Here is a 21,156-nt window from a genome sequence, read left to right as displayed (position 1 = left end):
TACTACTACGCAAGACGAGCAAAGGTTTAAACACTTTACTTTCAGTTTTAGCCGAATTCGGTAAAGGTGCTGGATATGCTCTGAGACACTAAAAGTTAATTAACCAAACTTAAACGTGTAAACCTTCTAGAATTTCTAGAAGGTTTTTTTTAGTACGCTTAACTAAAGTTGTAAATTAGGCGTTCAATCGTTTTATGCCTAAATGACTCAAAAATATATTATTGCTTTAGACCAAGGAACCACTAGCTGTCGTACAGTTATTCTTAATAAAGAAGAAAAGATTATTGCCAAAACTCAACAAGAGTTTCAACAAATATTCCCTCAACCTGGTTGGGTGGAACACAACGCTAATGAAATTTTACAAACTCAGTTAAAAACCTTACAACAGGCTCTTGAGCAGGCTAAAATATCACCTTCAGAAATAGCAGGAATAGGTATCACTAATCAGCGTGAAACAACTGTTGTTTGGAATAAAAATACAGGTGAGCCAATATACAATGCTATTGTTTGGCAAGACAAACGAACTGCTGATACTTGCGAGTTACTCAAAGAAACTGGACTCGAAAACTACGTGCGTAAAACTACTGGACTAGTAATTGACAGTTATTTTTCTGCAACTAAAATTCATTGGATATTAAACCATATAAAAGGAGCTCAAGAAGAAGCTGAAAAAGGAAATTTGTTATTTGGAACTATTGATTCTTGGCTCTTATGGAACTTAACCAATGGAAAAGTCCATGCTACCGACTATAGCAATGCCTCACGTACCATGCTATATGATATAAAAAACTTGTGTTGGGATGAAACCTTAGTAAAAGAACTAAACATTCCAATTTCAATGTTACCTGAAGTAAAACCTTCATCTTTTCATTTTGGAAACTACGAAGTAGACGGAGTTCAAATTCCAATCGCTGGAATAGCAGGGGATCAACAATCTGCTTTATTTGGACAAGCATGTTTTAAGAAAGGAGAAGCAAAAAACACCTACGGAACGGGATGCTTTATGTTGATGAACACAGGGGAAAACTTAGAATATTCTGAAAACGGGTTGATTTCTACGATTGCTTGGGGAATTAACAACAAGGTGTATTATGCTCTCGAAGGAAGTGTTTTTGTTGCTGGTTCGGCAATTCAATGGTTACGGGATGGATTACAAATTATTAATAATGCAGAAGAAAGTGAACTTTTTGCTGAAAAAGTTACCGAAGAAAACCCTGTTTATGTAGTTCCTGCCTTTGCTGGCTTGGGTGCTCCGTATTGGGACATGTACGCTAGAGGTGCCGTTTTTGGTTTGACTCGTGATACCGGAAAAAATCACTTAATTAAAGCCACCTTACAATCGTTAGCTTATCAAACCAAAGATATTTTAGATGTCATGCAAAAAGACAGCATGCTTCAACTTTCTTCTTTAAAAGTAGATGGTGGTGCCTGTGCCAATAATTTACTGATGCAATTTCAGGCAGACATCTTAAATGTAGCTGTAGAACGTCCTGAAGAGATTGAAACCACCGTAATGGGAGCAGCATATTTAGCCGGTTTCTGTGTTGGTTTTTGGCAACAAAACGACATAATTAACAAAAGAAAAATAGACAAAATATTTACCCCATCTTTCTCTAAAGAAAAAAGAGAAAAATTATACCGTACTTGGCAAAAAGCTGTTGAACGTACTAAAGATTGGATTGACTAAAAAATAAAAATCATGGCAAAGTTTTACGACAAAATAACGACTAGAGTTCAACAGTTTATCAAAGCTCAAAAACTCTTTTTTGTTGCTACTACTGCTAAAGAAGGACGAATTAATCTTTCTCCAAAAGGAATGGACACCTTTAGAGTACTTAACGAAAATACAGTAGCTTGGTTAAGTGTTACCGGAAGCGGTAACGAAACTTCTGCTCATTTGTTAGCCGACAACCGAATAACTATTATGTTTTGCGCTTTTGAAGGAGCTCCAAACATACTCAGACTATATGGAAAGGCAGAAGAAATTCTGCCTGCTCATGATAAATGGGAGGATTATATCAACTTATTTCCTAATCTTCCCGGTACTCGTCAACTATTTATTGTTTCTGTTCAAAGCGTGCAAACCTCTTGTGGCATGTCGATTCCTTTTTATGAATATCAAGGAGAACGAAATCAATTAAATGATTGGGCTACCGAAAAAGGAGAAGAGGGAATTAAGCAATATTGGAATGAGAGAAACCAAACTAGTATTGATGGATCGGACACCTTATTAAAAGAGAAAACATCTTCTTAATCTATTTTAAGAAATCTCTTCATCTTTTTAAAAATCCTGATAAAAATCATGTTTTTTCTTAAACTATGCTTGTATTTTTGAGACAATAAAGTATAAGAAGAAATGGTACAATTAATGAACATCCCAATGGTATCTTGGACAAACGGAACCATTATGATGATTATTTTCGGTTTGGTTTGTATAGGTTTAGTAACTACTCTTTTAATTCTTGTTAATGGTGGCAAAAAAGAAGAGTAGGTAAATTTAGTTTTAATAGTTGATTGAAGAAGCACTCTTTAATAATGTGTTAGTGGTTTAACGTTTGAGTGCTTCTTCTTTATTAAAATCAATTAAAAAGTTATTGTTTTACTAATCCTTTTCCGTGATAAGGACAATAGTTCCATTTTCCATTAAATAACTTATTCCCTTCAACACACTTCTTCTCCATCAATAAACTTCCTAAGGGCAATTCTATTTCTGGCTTAAATTTAAATAAATTAAAGGTTAAGTTACCCTCTTTATAGGGGTCAATCACACTATTTTCATTATTTTTAAAAACAATAAACTGCATGTTTTCACCCATTTGTCCTAACATATTTTTCATCATAGGCTTCATGAAACCAACCATATTTTGTAAGTCGCTCGGAATTTCTTCATTCTTTAATTTTTTCAATCTGTTTCCGTTGTAAAAAACAGTGGCGTTTTGTTCGATTAACTCCTTGTTTACATAGGTTACTCCTCCGAAAACACCTACTTTACCTTTTATAAAAACAACAAAAACATATTCTTTAAGAGTATTGATCATCAATTCTTTTTCGTTGTCCGCAATTGCTCTGTCTCTTGAAAGGGCTACTTGCCAAAACTCTGTAGGAATCCACCATATTACTTCTATTTCTCCAGAAGAATTAGACATTTGAGTTTCTCCTATTAACTTATCTATATTTACATCTACAAACTCTTTTTTTTGAGAAAAAACAGTTACCGACAAAAAAAATGATAAAATGATTAGGTATTTATTTTTCATAGCTATTATTTGTTTATTTAAATGCATTTAATCCTGTGATATCCAATCCTGTGATTAATAAATGAACGTCGTGTGTTCCTTCGTAGGTTATGACACTTTCTAAATTCATTGCATGTCTCATAATTGAGTACTCTCCAGAAATACCCATGGCACCTAACACTTGTCTTGCTTCACGTGCTATTTTCAATGCCATGTCCACATTATTTCGCTTCGCCATAGATATTTGAGCAGATGTTGCACGACCTTCATTTTTCAATACTCCCAAACGCCATGTTAGTAACTGTGCTTTGGTAATCTCGGTAATCATTTCAGCTAACTTTTTTTGTTGTAACTGAAACTGTCCTATTGGTTTTCCAAATTGTGTACGTTCTTTCGCATAACGCAATGCCGTATCGTAACAATCCATCGCAGCGCCAATAGCCCCCCAAGCAATACCATAACGTGCAGAATCAAGACACAACAAAGGTGCTCCTAACCCAGATTTATTAGGTAATAAATTTTCTTTTGGCACTTTTACATTGTCGAAAATTAACTCCCCAGTAATGGAGGCTCTTAACGACCATTTGTTATGGGTTTCTGGTGTAGAAAAACCTTCCATACCACGTTCTACTATCAAACCATGAATACGACCTTCTTCATTTTTTGCCCATACAACTGCTACTTCACAAATGGGCGCATTTGAAATCCACATCTTGGATCCATTCAACAAATAATGGTCTCCCATGTCTTTAAACTTGGTTTCCATTCCTCCAGGATTACTACCATGGTTTGGTTCAGTCAACCCAAAACTTCCCATCCATTCGCCAGAAGCTAATTTGGGCAAGTATTTTCGTCGTTGTTCCTCAGTTCCGTAGTTATAAATAGGCCCCATAACTAACGAAGACTGTACCGAAGCAGTAGATCGGATTCCACTATCACCTCGCTCTAACTCTTGCATAATTAACCCATAAGAAATTTGGTCTAACCCTGCACCTCCATACTTTTCAGGAATATAAGATCCGAAAGCTCCCACTTCTGCCAATCCGTTAATTAATTCCTTCGGAAATTCAGCGCGCTGTGCGTATTCTTCTATAATTGGAGACACCTTTTTCTTAACCCATTCACGAGCTGTATCGCGCACAAGTTTATGCTCATCGGTTAATAAATCATTTACTTGATAATAATCTGGTGCTTGAAATAAATCAGATTTCATAAATATATTTTAAAATTAATTTTACCAATAGTATAAGAGAAATGTAAAATTAATCGCGATTTGTTTTTTGTGGTTTCTTAAAAGAATTGTTTCAAAAATACTTAAAAAAATGGTTATTCGTGCAGGTTTACGTATGTTTGTACTAATGAGATTTACTTTAGGAAAAGAGGAGCGTTTAAAAAGCAAAAAGCTCATAGGAAGATTATATGAGGAGGGAAAAGTGATAAAGGTTTTTCCACTAAGAATGGTGTATATACAAACCGAGCATACCTCTAAATTTCCTGCACAAGTTGGCGTTTCTGTACCTAAACGTAATTTTAAAAAAGCGGTAGATCGAAATCGCATAAAACGATTACTTCGTGAAACCTACCGCAAAGAAAAGCATACTATTTATGAGACTGTAGATAAACCGTATGTGTTTATGATTTCTTATCTTGCAAGAGATGAATGGAAATATGCCGATATCGCGCATAAAATGAAGAAATTATTAACACAGTTTATTACAGAAGTTACTCAAGATGAAAAATAGAAAATTCCTTTTTTTTGGTTCCCTCATTGTCATCTCTCTTTTCTTTTCTTTTCAATCTCGTTTTTTTGAGATTGCGAAACAAATTGAAATCTACAACAACCTTTTTAAAGAGTTGAACATTAATTATATTGATGAAATTAACCCAGGAGACTTAACTGACAAAGCGATCAAAAATACCCTTAAAAACTTAGACCCTTATACCAATTTTTATAACGAACAAGACGTTGAAGATGCACGTATTCGTCGTGAAGGTGAATATGGAGGTATTGGTATTTCTACGTTTTACACTAAAAAAGGAATTGTGGTTTCTGAAATTTACAAAGGGTTCTCTGCCGATAAAGCTGGCTTAAAAGCAGGTGATATTATTACTACGGTAAACGGACAAGAATTAGCTACTTTGGAGAGAAGTCAATTTTCACAAATGCTAAAAGGAGTTCCTGGGAAACAACTTTCTTTACAGATAGAAAGAAACGGGCAAACAAAAAGTGTTTCTGTAAAACTTGATAAAGTTATTTTAGATCCTGTTCCTTTTTACGATATGATTGATGCCGAAACAGGATATATCGTTTTAACGCGATTTATCAGTCAAAAAGCTACTGAAAGTGTTGTAAACGCATTGGGAGATCTTAAAAAAAGAGGAATGAAAAAGTTAGTCTTTGACTTACGATATAATCCTGGAGGCTCTTTATTTGATGCTATCAACATTACCAATTTATTTATTCCAAAAGGCTTGAAAGTCGTAGATACTCGTGGAAAAACTCCAAAAAACAGTAGAACGTATAAAACAAATAGAGAACCTTTAGATGCTGAAATTCCTCTTGTCGTTTTAATTAACGGTCGATCGGCTTCTGCTTCAGAAATTGTTTCAGGTGCTTTGCAAGATTATGATCGAGCAGTAATTATGGGTGAGCGTTCTTTTGGAAAAGGACTGGTGCAACGCTACTTTGATTTGAGTTACGGAACACAAATGAAAATCACAATTTCTAAATATTACACTCCTAGCGGGCGCTGTATTCAAGAATTAGATTATGCCAATAGAGACCCAAAAACAGGTGAGGTTCCTAAGTTTTCTGATGCTACTGAATTCACAACTCAAAATGGACGAAAGGTATATGACGGTGGAGGTGTAACTCCTGACATAACAAGTAACTTTTCTAAAAAAACAGCACAAACAGATGAGTTACTAAAATCAAGAGCACTATTTAATTTTGTGACTGATTTCACCTATCAAAACCCTAATTTATCTGTTGAAAACTATACTTTTTCGCCTACAAACTTTAATCAGTTTAAAGACTATTTACTTCGTAAAGACACCGCTTTTGTATCTAAAGAAGAAAAACTTTTCCGAGAAGCATATGAATCAGTAGAAAACAACAAAAAAATTACTTCTGAATACAACGCAATTATCCAACAATTAAAAGCCGCTAAAGTTGCTAAAGTTTTGGTAAATGAAGATCTTTTATCAAAAGAAATTGAAAATGAAATTGTTGAGCGTTATGCCTACAAAGAAGGAATGTATAAGCATTTATTTAAAAATGATATAACGATAAAAAATGCTGTTACTTTACTAAATACCCCCAAAAAATACAACAGTATTTTAAAAAAATAGCTTCTTTAACATAATTTGTATATTTGTACTTTAAAAACATATGTCGAAACCTATCCTAAAAGAACGTACAAGAGCCCAAGAATCTACAAATGCTATTGAGCGTTTATACATTTCAATGCGACACTTATTTAGTCGCGGTTTTTACAAACCAATGGGAGTTTCTGGTGAAACCTTGCGCAAATCACTATTGTCTTTACGTCCAGAAATTTATGGTTCTATTGCAGAAAACAAAACTGAATTAAACGGACTCGTATACGTTATTGAACGTTTACCTGAAGGAATTGAAGAATGTCAGTTTATATATTTAACTGCAGACGAGGGGTATCGTAACTCAAAATTCAAGGCTATTGTTCCTCCTAAGAGAAGGAGAAACTGCTATCGTATTGATAAAAATCAAATGAATATTGAAATTACTAGAGGGCGCTCAGAAATTTATGATATTCTTACTCACTTAACTTTTTTATTCATCGAGTCTCACAAAATTAAAGACCGTGTGGTTATTAATAATGGAGAAAGCTTTATTCGTGAATGGTTACAATTAGAAGATATTGTTATACACAATAAAGCTCTTACTGATGAACAAAAAGATGTAATTGTTGTACACCTTGGTAATATTTTAGGGAGAACTTATGATGAGGTATACGACGCTTACAACACCTTTGCTACAGAAGAAAACCCGAATAGGTTTTTTCACCTAATTTATTGGTTAGGTAAACTCGCTATTAATGAAGCTTTATACGACCAAAAACGTTCTATTAAATTCAGTTCTGTTTTAATTGAAGAAATTGGACATCATTATTATGGTGAAATATGGGCTAACAATATTAAAAAAGTATTGTTAGACAACAAATTAATAGAGCGTCCTATTCATATAATTAGTGCAAATATGCACAGTGTAATGAATAGCATTTATGCTCAAAATGCGCTTCCGAAAGAAGCTAAAAAGTATAAAGGTTTCCAGCTTTTTGAAGTATTAAGTAATGCCAACAGTAGTGCTTTGCAATCTGCCGTTAAAAATTATGCTTCCGAAAACGGATTGATCTATATTAAAGATACATCAGGTACCAACATCAATGTTCAGGTAATTGATACCCAAAAAATTGATTTTGAAACAAACTCTTTTAACAAAGTTAATGCTGTTGGAAAAGATCCTGTAATTATTGTGATGGATTATGCCTTTGGTGAACAGGCTTTTGAAACGATGGATGAATTGTTAAAGCCTTATAAAACAAATGGAGAGAAAATTCATTTAGATGTTCAATCTGTTTCTATCATGGGAAAAGCTGGTATTTTAGAAGGTGGTAAAGGAGATATTATGATTCCTTCTTCACATATTTTTGAAGGAACTGCTGATAACTATCCATTTAAAAACGAATTATCAAAAGAAGATTTAGAGGGCTTTGGAGTTCAGGTGTTTGATGGTGCTATGATCACTGTGTTAGGAACATCCTTACAAAATAAAGATTTATTGCGATTCTTCCACGATTCTACTTGGAATGTAATAGGACTAGAAATGGAAGGAGCGCATTATCAAAAAGCGATTCAATCTGCCTCAAGAATTAGAGGAAATATTTCTGAAAATGTGAAAGTACGTTATGCGTATTACGCTTCTGATAATCCGCTAGAAACAGGTGCTACCCTTGCTTCTGGAGGTCTTGGAATGAGCGGAGTAACACCTACTTATGCCATTACGCAAAAGATACTAGAACAACTATTTTAGTCACAGGACGACTACCAAAAACCTAATTATACTATAAAAAGGCATCATTTCGCTTGAAATGATGCCTTTTTAGCTTTTTTATGCAATTTTAAAGACTGGTTTTGCTCATAGCCTTTTTTCTTATTTTATATTTGCACTCACAATACAACAACACACAACGATGAATATTCTAATTTTAGGATCGGGCGGTAGAGAACACGCCTTTGCTAAAAAACTTTCAGAAAGTACTAAAATCAACAACCTTTATGTTGCTCCTGGTAACGCAGGAACTGATGCAATTGCTACGAATTTAGCTATCAATCCAACTAATTTTACACAGGTAAAAGAAACCGTTTTGCAACACAATATCAATATGGTTGTAGTAGGTCCAGAAGCTCCTTTAGTAGAAGGAGTTCACGATTTTTTCTTAGCTGATGAAGAGTTAAAAAACATTCCTGTAATTGGACCTAAAAAAGACGGTGCTTTGTTGGAAGGAAGTAAAGATTTTTCGAAGCAGTTTATGGAAAAACACAACATTCCTACTGCTCGTTATCAATCTTTTACTACAGAAACCTTAGCTGAAGGAAAAAGTTTCTTAGAAACATTAGATGCTCCGTATGTATTAAAAGCAGACGGATTGGCTGCTGGAAAAGGAGTGTTAATCTTAAACGATTTAGAAGAAGCCAAAGCCGAATTAGAAGAGATGCTTTCCAATCAAAAATTTGGAAGCGCTTCATCAACAGTAGTTATTGAAGAGTTTTTAAAAGGAATAGAATTATCGGTTTTCGTGTTAACTGACGGAAAAAATTATAAAATATTGCCTTCTGCTAAAGACTACAAACGTATTGGAGAAGGAGACACAGGACTAAATACAGGCGGTATGGGCGCTATTTCTCCTGTTCCTTTTGCTACGGATGATTTTTTAACGAAAGTGGAAGAATTGATCGTTAAACCAACAATTGACGGTTTGCAAAAAGACGGAATTGATTACAGAGGATTTATTTTTATCGGATTGATGAACGATAACGGAAATCCATCTGTAGTTGAATACAACGTTCGTATGGGAGATCCGGAAACGGAAGTAGTATTACCTCGTATACAATCAGATTTAGTCGATTTATTTGAAGGAGTTGCAACGCAAACTTTAGGAGAAAAATCGTATGAAGTTACTCCGCAAACAGCTACGACTGTGATGTTAGTTTCTGGTGGGTATCCTGAAACTTACGAAAAAGGGAAGGAAATTACTGGTTTTGATACTGTAAAAGATTCGATTGTTTTTCATGCGGGAACTACTTTAAAAGACGGTAAAGTAGTTACGAGTGGCGGACGTGTTATGGCGATTACTTCTTTTGGAGATTCTATGGAAGCAGCCTTAGAAAAATCATACAAAAACATTGATAAAATAGCCTTTGATCAAATGAATTTCCGAAAAGATATTGGATTCGATTTAAAATAGCAACCAAAATAGGTAATGTGACTGAAAGAGAAAAAATGCTTAAGGGTGATTTTTATGATTCAAGAGATGTTGAATTAATAAAAATGTACCATAAAGCACGTAAATTATTGAAGCTTTATAATAACCTTGATTCAGAATTAACACAAGAAAAAGCATCAATTTTAAATGATCTCCTTCAGTTTAAAGGAAATGGTGTGTGGATTGAAACTCCTTTTTTTTGTGATTATGGCGAAAATATTTCAATCGGTGAAAATACCTTTGTAAATACAAATTGTATCTTTTTAGATACTAATAAGATTACGATTGGTAAAAACGGATTAATTGCTCCTTATGTTCAAATATATACAGCAATTCATCCTTTAAAAGCTTCTGAAAGAATAATTAAAGCACCTAGTACTCGATACTTAACAGCTACTAAACCTGTCTTTATTGGTGATAATGTTTGGATAGGCGGGAACTCCGTTATTTTACCTGGTGTTACTATAGGAAATAATGTAACTATTGGTGCTGGTAGTATTGTTACAAAAGATATTCCCGATAATGTATTAGCGTTTGGGAATCCGTGTAAGGTTATTAAAAAACTAGAATAAATTAAGGATAAAAAAGGAGTTGATAATCAACTCCTTTTTTATTTCATTGCTTTTTCAAGTGTAAACGAGAATTCAGACCCTTCTCCATGTACGCTTTTTAAAAGAATGGTTTCGTTGTGTGCTTCTATAATATGTTTCACAATAGAAAGTCCTAATCCAGACCCTCCTTGTTCACGAGACCTGCTTTGATCTACACGATAAAAACGCTCGAATAAGCGTGAAAGGTGTTCTTGTTTTATTCCCTCACCGTTATCATTTATTTTAATAATAAACTTATGCTGGTTATACGGCTCAACACTCACGGTAGTAATTCCTCCCACTCTACCATATTTAATAGAATTTACAACAAGGTTAATTAGTACTTGTTCTATTCGTTCAACATCGCCTTTTACCAAATGAGGAAAGTCATACACACGATCAAAACGCAACGTAATATTTCTCTTTTTTGCTTTCATTTCAAACAAGTCAAACACATTTTGAATAAGTTCAATAATGTTAAAAGTTTGAATGTTCATTTTCATTCCCTCAGTTTCTAACTTAGCAATCATGTCTAAGTCTTTCACAATTGACGTTAATCGTTCTACACCTTTGTTCGCTCTTTCTAAGTATTTTTCAAGAATTTCCTTATCATCTGCAGCTCCTTCGATAAGCGTTAAAATATATCCTTGTACTGTAAAAAGCGGTGTTTTAAGCTCATGAGCCACATTTCCTAAGAAGTCTCGGCGAAATGAATCTCGTTGTGTTAAGTTTGCTATTTCCTCACTCTTTCCTTCAACATACTCTTGCACACTTTTGGTAAGTGCTTCCATATCTGTCGTTACTTTATTTCTCTTTAAGTCGTTCTCGTCTAAAATAGAAATGTCTTCGTACATCTTTTTTACTCGTTGGTAAATAAAGTGCTCTGCTCTATATTGGATTACAAAAAAAGAGATGATAAACATTACAATACCAAAAATTACAATGGTTATAAGCCCTAAACTGTTTAGTAAAAACAAGTACGATAATACTGCTATAACTATAGATAATAGTGTTGAGTATAAAGCTGACCAAAGTGCGTAGTTATAGGTTTTTTTTATTTTTTTCATCTGTTTGTTTCTATTGTATTTTAAATGTCAGATGTTATTCGCTATTAATTGTACTAGAAATTAGTAGCGCTCATTTCACGATAAAAAAATAGATTGCTAGCTAGCAATCTACTTATTAATTTTTGAGTTTGAAAATTATTTGTCTGTTTCATCTAGCACAAACTTGTATCCAACCCCTTTTACCGTTTTAAAATAGTGATCTCCTATCTTTTCTCTAAGTTTACGTATATGTACATCTATCGTTCTACCTCCTACTACTACTTCATTACCCCAAACACTATCTAAAATAACTTCTCTTTTAAATACCTTGCCCGGTTTGGAAGTTAGTAAAGAAAATAATTCAAATTCTTTTCTTGGTAAAGAAATTTTTTCTTCTCCTTTAAAAACTACATACTCGTCTCTATTAATTACAATATCTCCAATTTTTGTGGTCGTATCTGCCTTTTCTTCTGTCTTTAAACGACGTAATAACGATTTAACTTTGCTTATTAATACTTTCGGTTTTACTGGTTTGGTTATATAATCGTCTGCTCCAGCATCAAAACCTGCTACTTGTGAATAGTCTTCTCCTCTAGCAGTTAAAAAAGAAATTAAAACATCTTCCAAAGACTTTATGTTTCTAATTTTTTCGCATGCTTCGATACCATCCATTTCAGGCATCATAATATCTAGTAAGATTAAATGTGGAGTTACTTTTTTTGCTGTTTTAACAGCTTCTGCACCATTGTTTGCAGTAAAGACCTGATATCCTTCTGATTTTAAATTGTAACCTACAATTTCTAAAATATCTGGTTCATCATCAACTAGTAAAATTTTAATGTCGCTGGTGTTCATTATTCATTTTTATTGTGTTACTCAAAAGTAATCATAAAAAAATAAACCCATTATATGCATGCTTAACTTAACGTTCATTTAATATTTACTAAACTTTTGCTTAAAAGGAATTAAGAAATTTCTTTTGTTTTTCTTTTTTGGTTGTTTTTGTATCTTTATACAAATTGTTTCTTATGAAAATCATTTCTTCCCTTGGAGAAATTACTTCCAATGCTAAAGATACATTTAAACGATTTCCTATAACTCTTTGTTGGGCAATTGTAGGCACCCTTTTTACTTTATGTACAATTGAAACGAATACTTTTGATAGTGCTTTTTACGGCAAGACTATTTTAATTTTTACCTTGGGAATTAGTTGGTTGATTGCTACTCGTTTTTTTGAAGAACAGTTTACAAAAGATAAAACGTGGGTATTCTTACTAACTTTGGGCTTTCTACTCTTATTTTATTTTAGTGTTGATATTGATGGTTCAGAGATTCATCAAAACTCTATCATCCGTTTTGTGCTTTACTTTCTAACTGGGCATTTACTTGTAATGGTGGCTCCCTTTGTTTTTAGCTGGAATAAATCTGCGTATTTCAATTACTTAAAATCTGTTTTTATAGCTTTAGTTAGAAGTCTTTTTTTCTCCCTGATATTATATTTAGGTATTGTGTTAGCACTTCTGGCTATTAAACATTTGTTTGCTATTGATTTTAAAGGAGAACGTTTTTTTCAGGTTTTTGTGTTTTGCATAGGAATTGTAAACACCTGGATTTACCTTTCTGATTTTCCTAAAGAAGTTCATAACCAACTCGCTATTAACTATACCAAAGCTCTAGAGGTATTGGTTAAGTACATCTTAATTCCGCTAGTAATTTTATACCTCATCATTTTATACGCGTATGGGTTAAAAATAATAATCAACTGGAACTTACCTAAGGGATGGGTTTCTTATTTAGTTATTGCCCTTTCTTTTTTAGGGTTTATTGTTCAAATACTTATCAACCCCATTCAAAAAACCATAAATTCTCGTACAATTAGCAGGTTTTACCCGTGGTTTTATTACTTATTACTACCACTAATTGCTTTACTTTTTATTGCTATTTTTAGACGTATTAATGAATATGGTGTCACCGAAAACCGTTATTTCGTACTTGTTTTAGCTTGTTGGATTTTGGCCATGTGCCTCTACATACTTTTTAGTAAAGGTAAAAAAATGAAGGTCTTTCCTTTTAGTTTGGCTGGTATTGCTTTTCTCGTTTCTTTTGGTTTTTGGGGCGTTTTTTCGATATCAACAAAGAGTCAGCTTCTTCAATTTAAAAAGGTATATACTGCTATTAAAAAAGATAACTTTTCTACCACGTTTGAAAAGAAAAATCAACTTCGTTCCATCGTGAGGTACCTGAACAATAAGCAAGAACTACATAAAGTAGAACCTATTTTAGGCTATAATCCAAAAACAACGTTTAAAACTGATAGCCGTTGGCAACTGCAAAACAGGTTAATGGATAGTTTAGAGATAAAGGTAACAAACTCTCCTCATAAAACACATGGAAACGATTATTACAGCGTTGATGAATTTAATTTAACTATCAACACTAAGAAATACGATTTTTTAAAAAGACTATTTCTTAACAACTACAATAAGAAGAATATAATTCAGGGATATCGTTTTTATTTGAGTGAAAAAATAAATACTATTAACGTTTTAAAAGGTGATACTTCTATTGGTGAAATTGATTGTTCTGAAATGATTAAAAAACTTAAGGCTCAAGAAAAAAACTATACTATATCACCTGATTTAATGACCATTGAACATGACTTTAAAACGCTAAGCGTAAAATTTATTTTCCATAGTATTGGTTTATCGAAAATAGATGATAATGCAACCAAAAAATATTTATCTAGTGCCGATGTTTATGTTTTAATCAAAGAAAAAAATGCTGAATAAACTCCATTTACAAAACATCTTGTTTTTAGATATTGAAACCGTTCCTGAAGTAGAATTGTTTGCTGATTTATCTCCTGAAATGCAAGAGTTGTATGCTTTAAAAACACAATACCAACGTAAAGATGAATTTACTCCTGAAGAGTTTTATCATCGAGCAGGAATTTGGGCTGAGTTTGGGAAAATCATCTGTATTTCAGTAGGGTATTTTGTAGAACGTAAAGGTGAAAACCAACTACGAGTTACTTCTTTTTATGGCGATAATGAGCACAAACTTTTGCTTGATTTTAAAAATTTGCTCGATACACATTTTAACCATCCAAACCACCTATTATGTGCACATAATGGAAAAGAATTTGATTTTCCATACATCGCACGACGAATGATTATTAATCGAGTAGATTTACCAAACAAACTCAATTTATTTGGTAAAAAACCTTGGGAGATACCACATTTAGATACAATGGATTTATGGAAGTTTGGCGACTATAAACACTACACTTCTTTAAAATTACTGACTGCTATTTTAGGAATTCCCTCTCCCAAACAAGATATTGATGGAAGTGAGGTTGCTAATGTGTATTACCAAGAAAAAAACCTATCACGTATTGTTGAATATTGCGAACGCGATACTGTAGCGGTTGCACAACTCCTGCTTCGTTTTTTAAATAAACCTTTAATTGATGAAGTTGACATTATAAGGGTGTAATATCACACCTATTCTCCTTCCAACTTCATCGAAAGCTCAAACCAACGTTCTTCTTTTTCTTCTAAACTATCTATAACTTCTTGTAATTCGAGTGATTTTTCATTGATATCATCCATCGCTATTTCTCCCTTGGTGAATTGCGCTTCTAATTTTACTTTCTTCTTTTGTAGCCTTTCAATATCAACCTCTAGTTGACCAAACTCTCGTTTTTCGTTATAACTCAACTTTCCTTTTTGAGGTGTTTTTTCTTGCTTTTCAGCTACTTTTTTCTCTTCCTTAGGTTCTGGTGGTAAAGAGCTTTCATATGCTCTGTAATCAGAGTAATTTCCTGGAAAATTCTCTACTTCTCCATTTCCTTTAAAAACAAATAAGCCATCAACTATCTTATCCATAAAATAACGGTCGTGCGATACCACCATTAGGTTTCCTGGATAATCGAGTAAAAAGCTCTCTAACACATTTAACGTTACTACATCCAAGTCGTTGGTAGGCTCATCAAGAATTAAAAAGTTAGGGTTTTGAATTAACACCGCACACAAATACAACCGCTTTTGCTCTCCTCCGCTTAACTTTTCAACAAAATCGTGTTGTTTTTTTCGGTCGAATAAAAAACGTTCTAATAATTGAGCTGCAGAAATTCTTCTTCCTTTCGTTAACGGAATTTCTTCTCCAAACTCTTTAATAACTTCTATTACTTTTTGACCTTCTTTTATTTGGATTCCTTTTTGAGTGTAGTAGCCAAATTTTACCGTTTCACCTACAATTACCTTACCGCCATCTACAGGAATTTTACCTGTTAATATATTTAAAAAAGAGGATTTTCCTGTTCCGTTTTTTCCAATAATTCCTATACGTTCTCCTCGTTTAAAAACGTAATCAAATCCATCTAAAATAACTTTATCTCCAAAGTTCTTTTTTAGTTTATGAAGCTCTACAATTTTGCTTCCTAAACGCTCCATGTTAATTTCTAACTGAACTTCATGCTCTTTTCTTCGTTGATGTGCTTTCTCTTTAATTTGGAAAAAGTCATCTATACGTGATTTAGATTTGGTCGTACGCGCTTTTGGTTGGCGACGCATCCAATCCAGCTCTTTTTTAAACAAGCTTTTTGCTTTGCTTAAGTTCGTTGCTTCTAAAGCTAATCGCTCTTCTTTATTTTGAAGATAGTACGAATAGTTTCCTTTGTATTTATAAAGCTTTCCGTTGTCTAATTCAATAATCTCATTACACACACGCTCTAAAAAATAACGGTCGTGTGTAACCATAAACAAGGTAATTTTTTCTTTCGCAAAAAAGGCTTCTAACCACTCAATCATTTCCAAATCTAAATGGTTAGTTGGCTCATCAAGTATTAATAAATCAGGTTTATTAATTAGAATGATTGCTAACGACAGTCGCTTTTTTTGCCCTCCAGAAAGCTTTCCTACTTTTTGTGACAAATCATCAAGCTTTAACTTAGAAAGTATTTGTTTGTACTGTGTTTCAAAATCCCAGGCATTATGCTGTTCCATTAGTTCAAATGCCTTTTGATACGCTTCTGTATCATCAGGATTTTGTAATGCTTTTTCGTACTGCTGAATAATTGGAAGAATGGTGCTTTCTGTTGAAAAAATAGTTTCTTCAATAGTTAATTCAGGGTTCAAGTCATCGTCTTGCGCCAAATACGCAATATTAATTCCTTTTCTGCTGATAACTTGTCCTTCATCTGGTGTGTCCTTTCCAGCAATAATGTTTAAAATAGAGGTTTTTCCGCTACCATTTTTAGCAACAAAGGCTATTTTTTGATCTTTATTAATTCCAAAAGAAATAGCTTCAAATAAGACCTTTTCGCCATACGATTTTGCTATGTTTTCTACTGATAGGTAATTCATTCTCTATAATTTTATGCAAAGAAACAAAAAACCCGAGCAATTGCTCGGGTTTTGTTATAATTAAAAGAAAAGCTTTTATTTCTTCATTAATTTAATGGTTTCTGATTTTTTACCATCGTTCGCTTCCAATAAATAAATTCCTGTTTTTAAGCTAGAAACATTTACAGTACCGTTAACTGTTTTTCCTCTTAACACAACTCTACCAATGGTATTTGTTATTTTATAACTTACATTTTCGTTGCTTCCAAATCTCACAGAAACATTACTTACAGCTGGGTTTGGATATGCTATTAAACTCAATTTTGCTTCTTTGTCTAATGGCTCAGCAAACGCATCACTTGTACCTGAAATTGCTACTGAAGATGATGAATTAACAATATTCACTGTATAATCTTCTACTTCTCCATCTGCAAAAGTTTCACAAGCTGTTGATGCTCCGTTGTATTTCATAGATACACGCATTCTTGTTTGTCCTAATAACGCACTTGCTGGAATAGAGATGTTTGCTGATCTATTTGCTGCTGTACTAGACGAACCTAAAGAAGTTTGTTCACTACTTTCAAAAGTTCCATTACGGTTATAATCAATCCAAACGGTGAAATACTCAGTATATGAAGAACCACTAAATCCTGCACTTACAATAATTTGATTCGTTGTTCCTTGAGTAACTGTTGCTATTTTGTTTGTAAAATCACCATATCCTCCATTTGCAGCAGTGGTATTGGTCATTCCTCCAAAAGAAACATAATCTATCCACTCATAGGAAACTCTATTTCCTTTTGAAGTACAATAAGTAACAACATTGTCTAATGTAGTAACATTTACTGTATTGCTTGCTGAAGAGATATTTCCTGCTGCATCTGCTGCTTTTACTGAGAATGTATACGCTGTATTAGCGGTTAACCCTGTTACGTTGTAAGATGTTGTTGTAACAGTTGTTAACTTAGTTGCTCCTTGATATACATCGTATCCTGTAACACCTACATTGTCTGTTGATGCGGTCCAAGATAAAGTTAATGTAGTTTGTGCAACGTTTGATGTAGCCAAACTACTAGGTGCTGTTGGTGCTTGTGTATCGGCTACAGCAGCTGTAATATTCACTGTGTAATCTTCTACTTCACCATAAGAGAATGATGCCTCACAAGCTGTTGGTGTTGCATTATACTTCATAACGATTCTCATTCTTGTAGCTCCATCCACCGCTGAACTAGGCACTGTAAACGATGTACTTACAGGAGTATCTTTCGATTTAGCTTTTGTCCAAACCGTTTCTCCAGCATCAGAAAAATCTCCATCTTGGTTGTAATCAATCCAAACTCCATACCCTTCGTCATATTTTGTTCCTGTCCAGGTTGGTGTAATCGTAATGGTGTTTGATTTTCCTTTTTCTAAATCGGTAGAAATTCCAGTGTGGTCAGAGTATCCATTTCCTCCTCCTGAAGAATTATCAATACTTCCTAACTGAACTCTTCCAATATACTCATCTGAAACGCTATTTCCTTTAGAGGTACAATACGTAATTGTTGCTGCTGTAGTAGTAGCATTTGCTGTATTGCTCACTGCTGAAATATTTCCTGCAGCATCTTTAGCTTTTACAGTAAATGTATATGCTGTACTTGCTGTTAAACCGGTTACATTATATGAAGTTGTTGTTGAGCCTCCTATTTTAGTTGCTCCTTGGTATACATCATACCCTGTAACACCTACGTTATCTGTTGATGCGGTCCAATTTAACGTTAAACTTGTTGCTGTTATAGAACTCGCAGTTAAATTAGTTGGAGCAGAAGGTGCTTCTGTATCGGCAGCAGCATTGCTTGTAAACGAACCTGTAAATACCCCTCTACCATAAGTAGATGCGATAACTTTGTTAGTAACATGGTCTCCACTTACATTCCAATAATCTAATGAAGTAACACTCACATCGCTCATTCCGTTATACGCTTGATTCCAATTAGGATTTGCATCATTAAAGTTGGATGTTGACCAAACTCCTAATTGTGTTGCTAAAATAGCTTCTGTTCTATCTAACGGATTTTGTAAAATATCTCTTACTGGAATATTTGGTAAGTTTCCTTCTTTGCTTACCCAATTTGTTCCTCCATCAGAAGTAGCCCAAACACTCGTTACTCCATAGTTATGTATCGTTACAAAAATATCATTTTCTGTAGCTCCAAACCTTACTGAAGATACTGAACCAACAAAAGGAGTATTGATATTTGACCATGTCGCGTTAGAATTTGTAACGTTTGTTAACTTTAATAGTTTACCGTTCGCTAACCCTACAAACCATACATTATTTGTAAAAGGAGATGCTTGAAAAGCTGTTGGGCTAGCATCTAATAATGCATTTGTTATGTTTCCTTTTGAATTTGATGCTACATTAATACTCAAAATCGAATTAGCTGAGCTTGTAGATGCATTAGATAATAAACGATTTGCATCATTATCATAACCCATAGGGTTTACGAAATCGCCTGTATTTTGGTCACTTGATAATGTTGTAGCTCCTCCTTGTTGCCTTCCCAAACCATTCCAAGGTAAGCTAAACCTATATATTACGTTATTTACGTAGGTAGCAATCATATAGTCTCCATCTTTATCAACGAAAGTGTAAAATCCATCACCATCACTTAATTCTGTTGAGCTATTAACTCCTGCTGCTGCATTTCTAAAGGCTTGAGTACCGTTATCTTGAGCACCCGCACTAAAAATTCCATCAACATCACCTACTCCGTCAGGACCAATTCCTGCCTTTACAAACTGGGTTACGTTATACCCTTTGTTTCGTACACTAATTGTACTTCCTGCATTTCCTGAATAATAGATTCCTCCATCATTTCCAAATAGCATTCTTGATGAGTTGTTGTTTCCAAATGCTATTGAGTGTTGATCTGCGTGAACATTTTGATGACCAAAACCTCCATACCAGTGTGATAATTGAGACCAAGAAGATCCTCCGTTTGTGGTTTTAAATAAGTCGATACCTCCAACATATACAATATTATCATTTGTTGGATCTGCTTCAATTACTAAGTCATAAAACGCTTGTCCTCGACAAAAATCGTTTGCCGAAATATTTGTATCTGCATCATTTGGCAATGATGTTGCACTTGCTGTTGAAAAAGCATTGGTTGTTTTATAAATATGAACAGGAGCAGCACTTGTTGTTCCTTGTGTTAATGCGTAAATCTTATTTGCATCGGTAGCAGAAGGTTCTATTTCAACTCTATTAGATTCTGTTAAAGGTGAAGCTGCTGCCTCTGTCCAAGTACCTCCATTTGTAGAGCTAAATACTCTACCTCCACCTTCTCCTAGAGCAGAAGCAATCGTTCCCATCCATAAAGTATTGTTAGCACTTACTTCTAAATCATTCGCTATATAATAATAATCTTTTCCTCCAAAAGTATACTTCATATTGGCAGCTTCTATTCTGTTCCAAGTATTTCCGTTATCTGTAGAACGGTACAATCCTGCAGACTGCAATCCTAACCAGTTTCTAGGGCTAGAAGAATCTCCGTACACATGGGCTCCAACTGCAACGAATAATTCTGTTGTGGTTCCATTATCCCATGCTAGTACATCATTTACATAATGAATTCCAGATAAGAAAACATTGCTTGCATTGTAATTAATAATTGCATCTCCTGCCGCTGGTATATTAACTGCGTTCCATGTTGTACCACCATCGGTAGTTACATAAACACCATTTCCTACTACGTCTCCTGCTGTATATTGTTCCCCTGTGCCCACATACCATCTGTTTGAGTTTCTTGGATCTACTGTAATAGAAGTTACCGATAAGTTTCCTGGTACATTTTGTATTCTTGTCCACTGCGAGTTCGCATTGCTAATATCTGTGTTTTTCCATAATCCTCCACTTACTCCACCAGCGTATACGGTATTGTTTGTAGCGTCATTTGGATCAAATAAAACAACTCTTGTACGGCCTCCTACATTGTTAGGTCCTCTTTCAGTCCATGAATTTCCATTGTCTCCAGGATTTTTCTGTTGTGCTCTTTTTTTCAACAGCTCTTCTCTCAACCCTGCTAAACTTCCATCCTCCATTTTTCCTGTAGCTGGATTCATGGTAAGTAATTGCATTTGATCAAAATACCTGTTCGGTGGTAATCCTTTAAGTTTTCTTTCTTTTTTCCCCCATTTTAACGATTCATTTAAAGGACTTTCCTTTAAAAAAGTACTGTGTACTTTACGTTGTTCGGCCAGTTTATCAGCAACATCTTGCTTTTTAAGATAATCTGAACCAATAATTGAAACTGCTGCAACAGACAGCCCTCCAATCAGAAATTTAAACTTTTTGTTCATTTGAATTAATTTAATTAAATAATTAAGTTTTTATTTCCTAGCTCTTTTGTCATGCTACCTTTTCTTCGTCT

General features: G+C 34.0%; 16 protein-coding genes. 10 read left to right on the top strand and 6 right to left on the bottom strand.

The genetic code is table 11. From position 1 onward, the window contains the following. Positions 1-202: 202 nt before the first annotated feature. From glpK to ACN0WY_RS00250, 3 genes are all read left to right on the top strand, one after another. Positions 203-1,687 (top strand): glycerol kinase GlpK, encoded by a 1,485-nt coding sequence (gene glpK, locus ACN0WY_RS00260; protein ID WP_330488829.1) that lies wholly within the window; start codon positions 203-205, stop codon positions 1,685-1,687. A gap of 12 nt (positions 1,688-1,699) precedes the next feature. Then, a complete protein-coding gene (locus ACN0WY_RS00255) occupies positions 1,700-2,254 on the top strand; it encodes a pyridoxamine 5'-phosphate oxidase family protein (protein ID WP_330488828.1) in 555 nt (184 codons plus the stop codon). A gap of 102 nt (positions 2,255-2,356) precedes the next feature. Then, positions 2,357-2,491, top strand: a complete 135-nt coding sequence (locus ACN0WY_RS00250; RefSeq protein ID WP_330488827.1) for a hypothetical protein — start codon at positions 2,357-2,359, stop codon at positions 2,489-2,491. Positions 2,492-2,591: 100 nt separating this feature from the next. On the opposite strand, the gene ACN0WY_RS00245 is transcribed toward ACN0WY_RS00250, so the two are convergent. Both ACN0WY_RS00245 and ACN0WY_RS00240 read right to left on the bottom strand, forming a co-directional pair. After that, on the bottom strand, positions 2,592-3,257 hold the full coding sequence (locus tag ACN0WY_RS00245) for a hypothetical protein (protein WP_330488826.1): 666 nt from the start codon (positions 3,255-3,257) through the stop codon (positions 2,592-2,594). A gap of 13 nt (positions 3,258-3,270) precedes the next feature. Then, complete coding sequence (locus tag ACN0WY_RS00240; protein WP_330488825.1) at positions 3,271-4,449, bottom strand: acyl-CoA dehydrogenase family protein; 1,179 nt, start codon at positions 4,447-4,449, stop codon at positions 3,271-3,273. Between the two features lie 109 nt (positions 4,450-4,558). Here ACN0WY_RS00240 and rnpA point away from each other — a divergent pair, with 109 nt between their 5' ends. The 5 genes from rnpA to ACN0WY_RS00215 all read left to right on the top strand — a co-directional run bounded on the left by rnpA (position 4,559) and on the right by ACN0WY_RS00215 (position 10,332). Then, positions 4,559-4,978 (top strand): ribonuclease P protein component, encoded by a 420-nt coding sequence (gene rnpA / locus ACN0WY_RS00235; RefSeq protein ID WP_330488824.1) that lies wholly within the window; start codon positions 4,559-4,561, stop codon positions 4,976-4,978. Then, a complete protein-coding gene (locus ACN0WY_RS00230; protein ID WP_417799175.1) occupies positions 4,968-6,587 on the top strand; it encodes a S41 family peptidase in 1,620 nt (539 codons plus the stop codon). The genes rnpA and ACN0WY_RS00230 overlap by 11 nt, the downstream gene beginning before the upstream one ends. A gap of 40 nt (positions 6,588-6,627) precedes the next feature. Then, a complete protein-coding gene (locus ACN0WY_RS00225) occupies positions 6,628-8,307 on the top strand; it encodes a DUF6909 family protein (protein WP_417799174.1) in 1,680 nt (559 codons plus the stop codon). A gap of 160 nt (positions 8,308-8,467) precedes the next feature. Then, complete coding sequence (purD, locus tag ACN0WY_RS00220) at positions 8,468-9,742, top strand: phosphoribosylamine--glycine ligase (RefSeq protein ID WP_417799173.1); 1,275 nt, start codon at positions 8,468-8,470, stop codon at positions 9,740-9,742. A gap of 17 nt (positions 9,743-9,759) precedes the next feature. Further along, on the top strand, positions 9,760-10,332 hold the full coding sequence (locus tag ACN0WY_RS00215) for a sugar O-acetyltransferase (protein ID WP_417799172.1): 573 nt from the start codon (positions 9,760-9,762) through the stop codon (positions 10,330-10,332). A 38-nt stretch (positions 10,333-10,370) separates the two neighbouring features. On the opposite strand, the gene ACN0WY_RS00210 is transcribed toward ACN0WY_RS00215, so the two are convergent. Beyond that, entirely contained in the window at positions 10,371-11,417 is a 1,047-nt protein-coding gene (locus ACN0WY_RS00210; RefSeq protein WP_330488819.1) for a sensor histidine kinase, read from the bottom strand. Between the two features lie 135 nt (positions 11,418-11,552). After that, a complete protein-coding gene (locus ACN0WY_RS00205; protein ID WP_330488818.1) occupies positions 11,553-12,251 on the bottom strand; it encodes a response regulator transcription factor in 699 nt (232 codons plus the stop codon). Between the two features lie 173 nt (positions 12,252-12,424). On the opposite strand from ACN0WY_RS00205, the gene ACN0WY_RS00200 reads away from it, so the two are divergent. After that, entirely contained in the window at positions 12,425-14,185 is a 1,761-nt protein-coding gene (locus tag ACN0WY_RS00200; protein WP_417799171.1) for a DUF4153 domain-containing protein, read from the top strand. Beyond that, complete coding sequence (locus tag ACN0WY_RS00195) at positions 14,175-14,891, top strand: 3'-5' exonuclease (RefSeq protein WP_330488816.1); 717 nt, start codon at positions 14,175-14,177, stop codon at positions 14,889-14,891. The genes ACN0WY_RS00200 and ACN0WY_RS00195 overlap by 11 nt, the downstream gene beginning before the upstream one ends. 8 nt (positions 14,892-14,899) lie before the next feature. On the opposite strand, the gene ACN0WY_RS00190 is transcribed toward ACN0WY_RS00195, so the two are convergent. After that, positions 14,900-16,762 (bottom strand): ABC-F family ATP-binding cassette domain-containing protein, encoded by a 1,863-nt coding sequence (locus ACN0WY_RS00190; RefSeq protein ID WP_330488815.1) that lies wholly within the window; start codon positions 16,760-16,762, stop codon positions 14,900-14,902. A gap of 75 nt (positions 16,763-16,837) precedes the next feature. Further along, positions 16,838-21,085 (bottom strand): GEVED domain-containing protein, encoded by a 4,248-nt coding sequence (locus tag ACN0WY_RS00185; RefSeq protein ID WP_417799170.1) that lies wholly within the window; start codon positions 21,083-21,085, stop codon positions 16,838-16,840. Positions 21,086-21,156 lie beyond the last annotated feature (71 nt).

This window comes from Tenacibaculum sp. (assembly GCF_048269885.1).
Classification (GTDB): domain Bacteria; phylum Bacteroidota; class Bacteroidia; order Flavobacteriales; family Flavobacteriaceae; genus Polaribacter.
Note: the sequence above shows the minus strand (reverse complement) of the source record. Positions and strands in the feature narration are given on the sequence as shown.

Bases quoted from the DNA above. Each gene is read 5' to 3' on its own strand.
- glpK (WP_330488829.1), top strand. From the start codon at position 203: ATGACTCAAAAATATATTATTGCTTTAGACCAAGGAACCACTAGCTGT.
- ACN0WY_RS00255 (WP_330488828.1), top strand. From the start codon at position 1,700: ATGGCAAAGTTTTACGACAAAATAACGACTAGAGTTCAACAGTTTATC.
- ACN0WY_RS00250 (WP_330488827.1), top strand. From the start codon at position 2,357: ATGGTACAATTAATGAACATCCCAATGGTATCTTGGACAAACGGAACC.
- ACN0WY_RS00245 (WP_330488826.1), bottom strand. From the start codon at position 3,257: ATGAAAAATAAATACCTAATCATTTTATCATTTTTTTTGTCGGTAACT.
- ACN0WY_RS00240 (WP_330488825.1), bottom strand. From the start codon at position 4,449: ATGAAATCTGATTTATTTCAAGCACCAGATTATTATCAAGTAAATGAT.
- rnpA (WP_330488824.1), top strand. From the start codon at position 4,559: ATGGTTATTCGTGCAGGTTTACGTATGTTTGTACTAATGAGATTTACT.
- ACN0WY_RS00230 (WP_417799175.1), top strand. From the start codon at position 4,968: ATGAAAAATAGAAAATTCCTTTTTTTTGGTTCCCTCATTGTCATCTCT.
- ACN0WY_RS00225 (WP_417799174.1), top strand. From the start codon at position 6,628: ATGTCGAAACCTATCCTAAAAGAACGTACAAGAGCCCAAGAATCTACA.
- purD (WP_417799173.1), top strand. From the start codon at position 8,468: ATGAATATTCTAATTTTAGGATCGGGCGGTAGAGAACACGCCTTTGCT.
- ACN0WY_RS00210 (WP_330488819.1), bottom strand. From the start codon at position 11,417: ATGAAAAAAATAAAAAAAACCTATAACTACGCACTTTGGTCAGCTTTA.
- ACN0WY_RS00205 (WP_330488818.1), bottom strand. From the start codon at position 12,251: ATGAACACCAGCGACATTAAAATTTTACTAGTTGATGATGAACCAGAT.
- ACN0WY_RS00200 (WP_417799171.1), top strand. From the start codon at position 12,425: ATGAAAATCATTTCTTCCCTTGGAGAAATTACTTCCAATGCTAAAGAT.
- ACN0WY_RS00195 (WP_330488816.1), top strand. From the start codon at position 14,175: ATGCTGAATAAACTCCATTTACAAAACATCTTGTTTTTAGATATTGAA.
- ACN0WY_RS00190 (WP_330488815.1), bottom strand. From the start codon at position 16,762: ATGAATTACCTATCAGTAGAAAACATAGCAAAATCGTATGGCGAAAAG.
- ACN0WY_RS00185 (WP_417799170.1), bottom strand. From the start codon at position 21,085: ATGAACAAAAAGTTTAAATTTCTGATTGGAGGGCTGTCTGTTGCAGCA.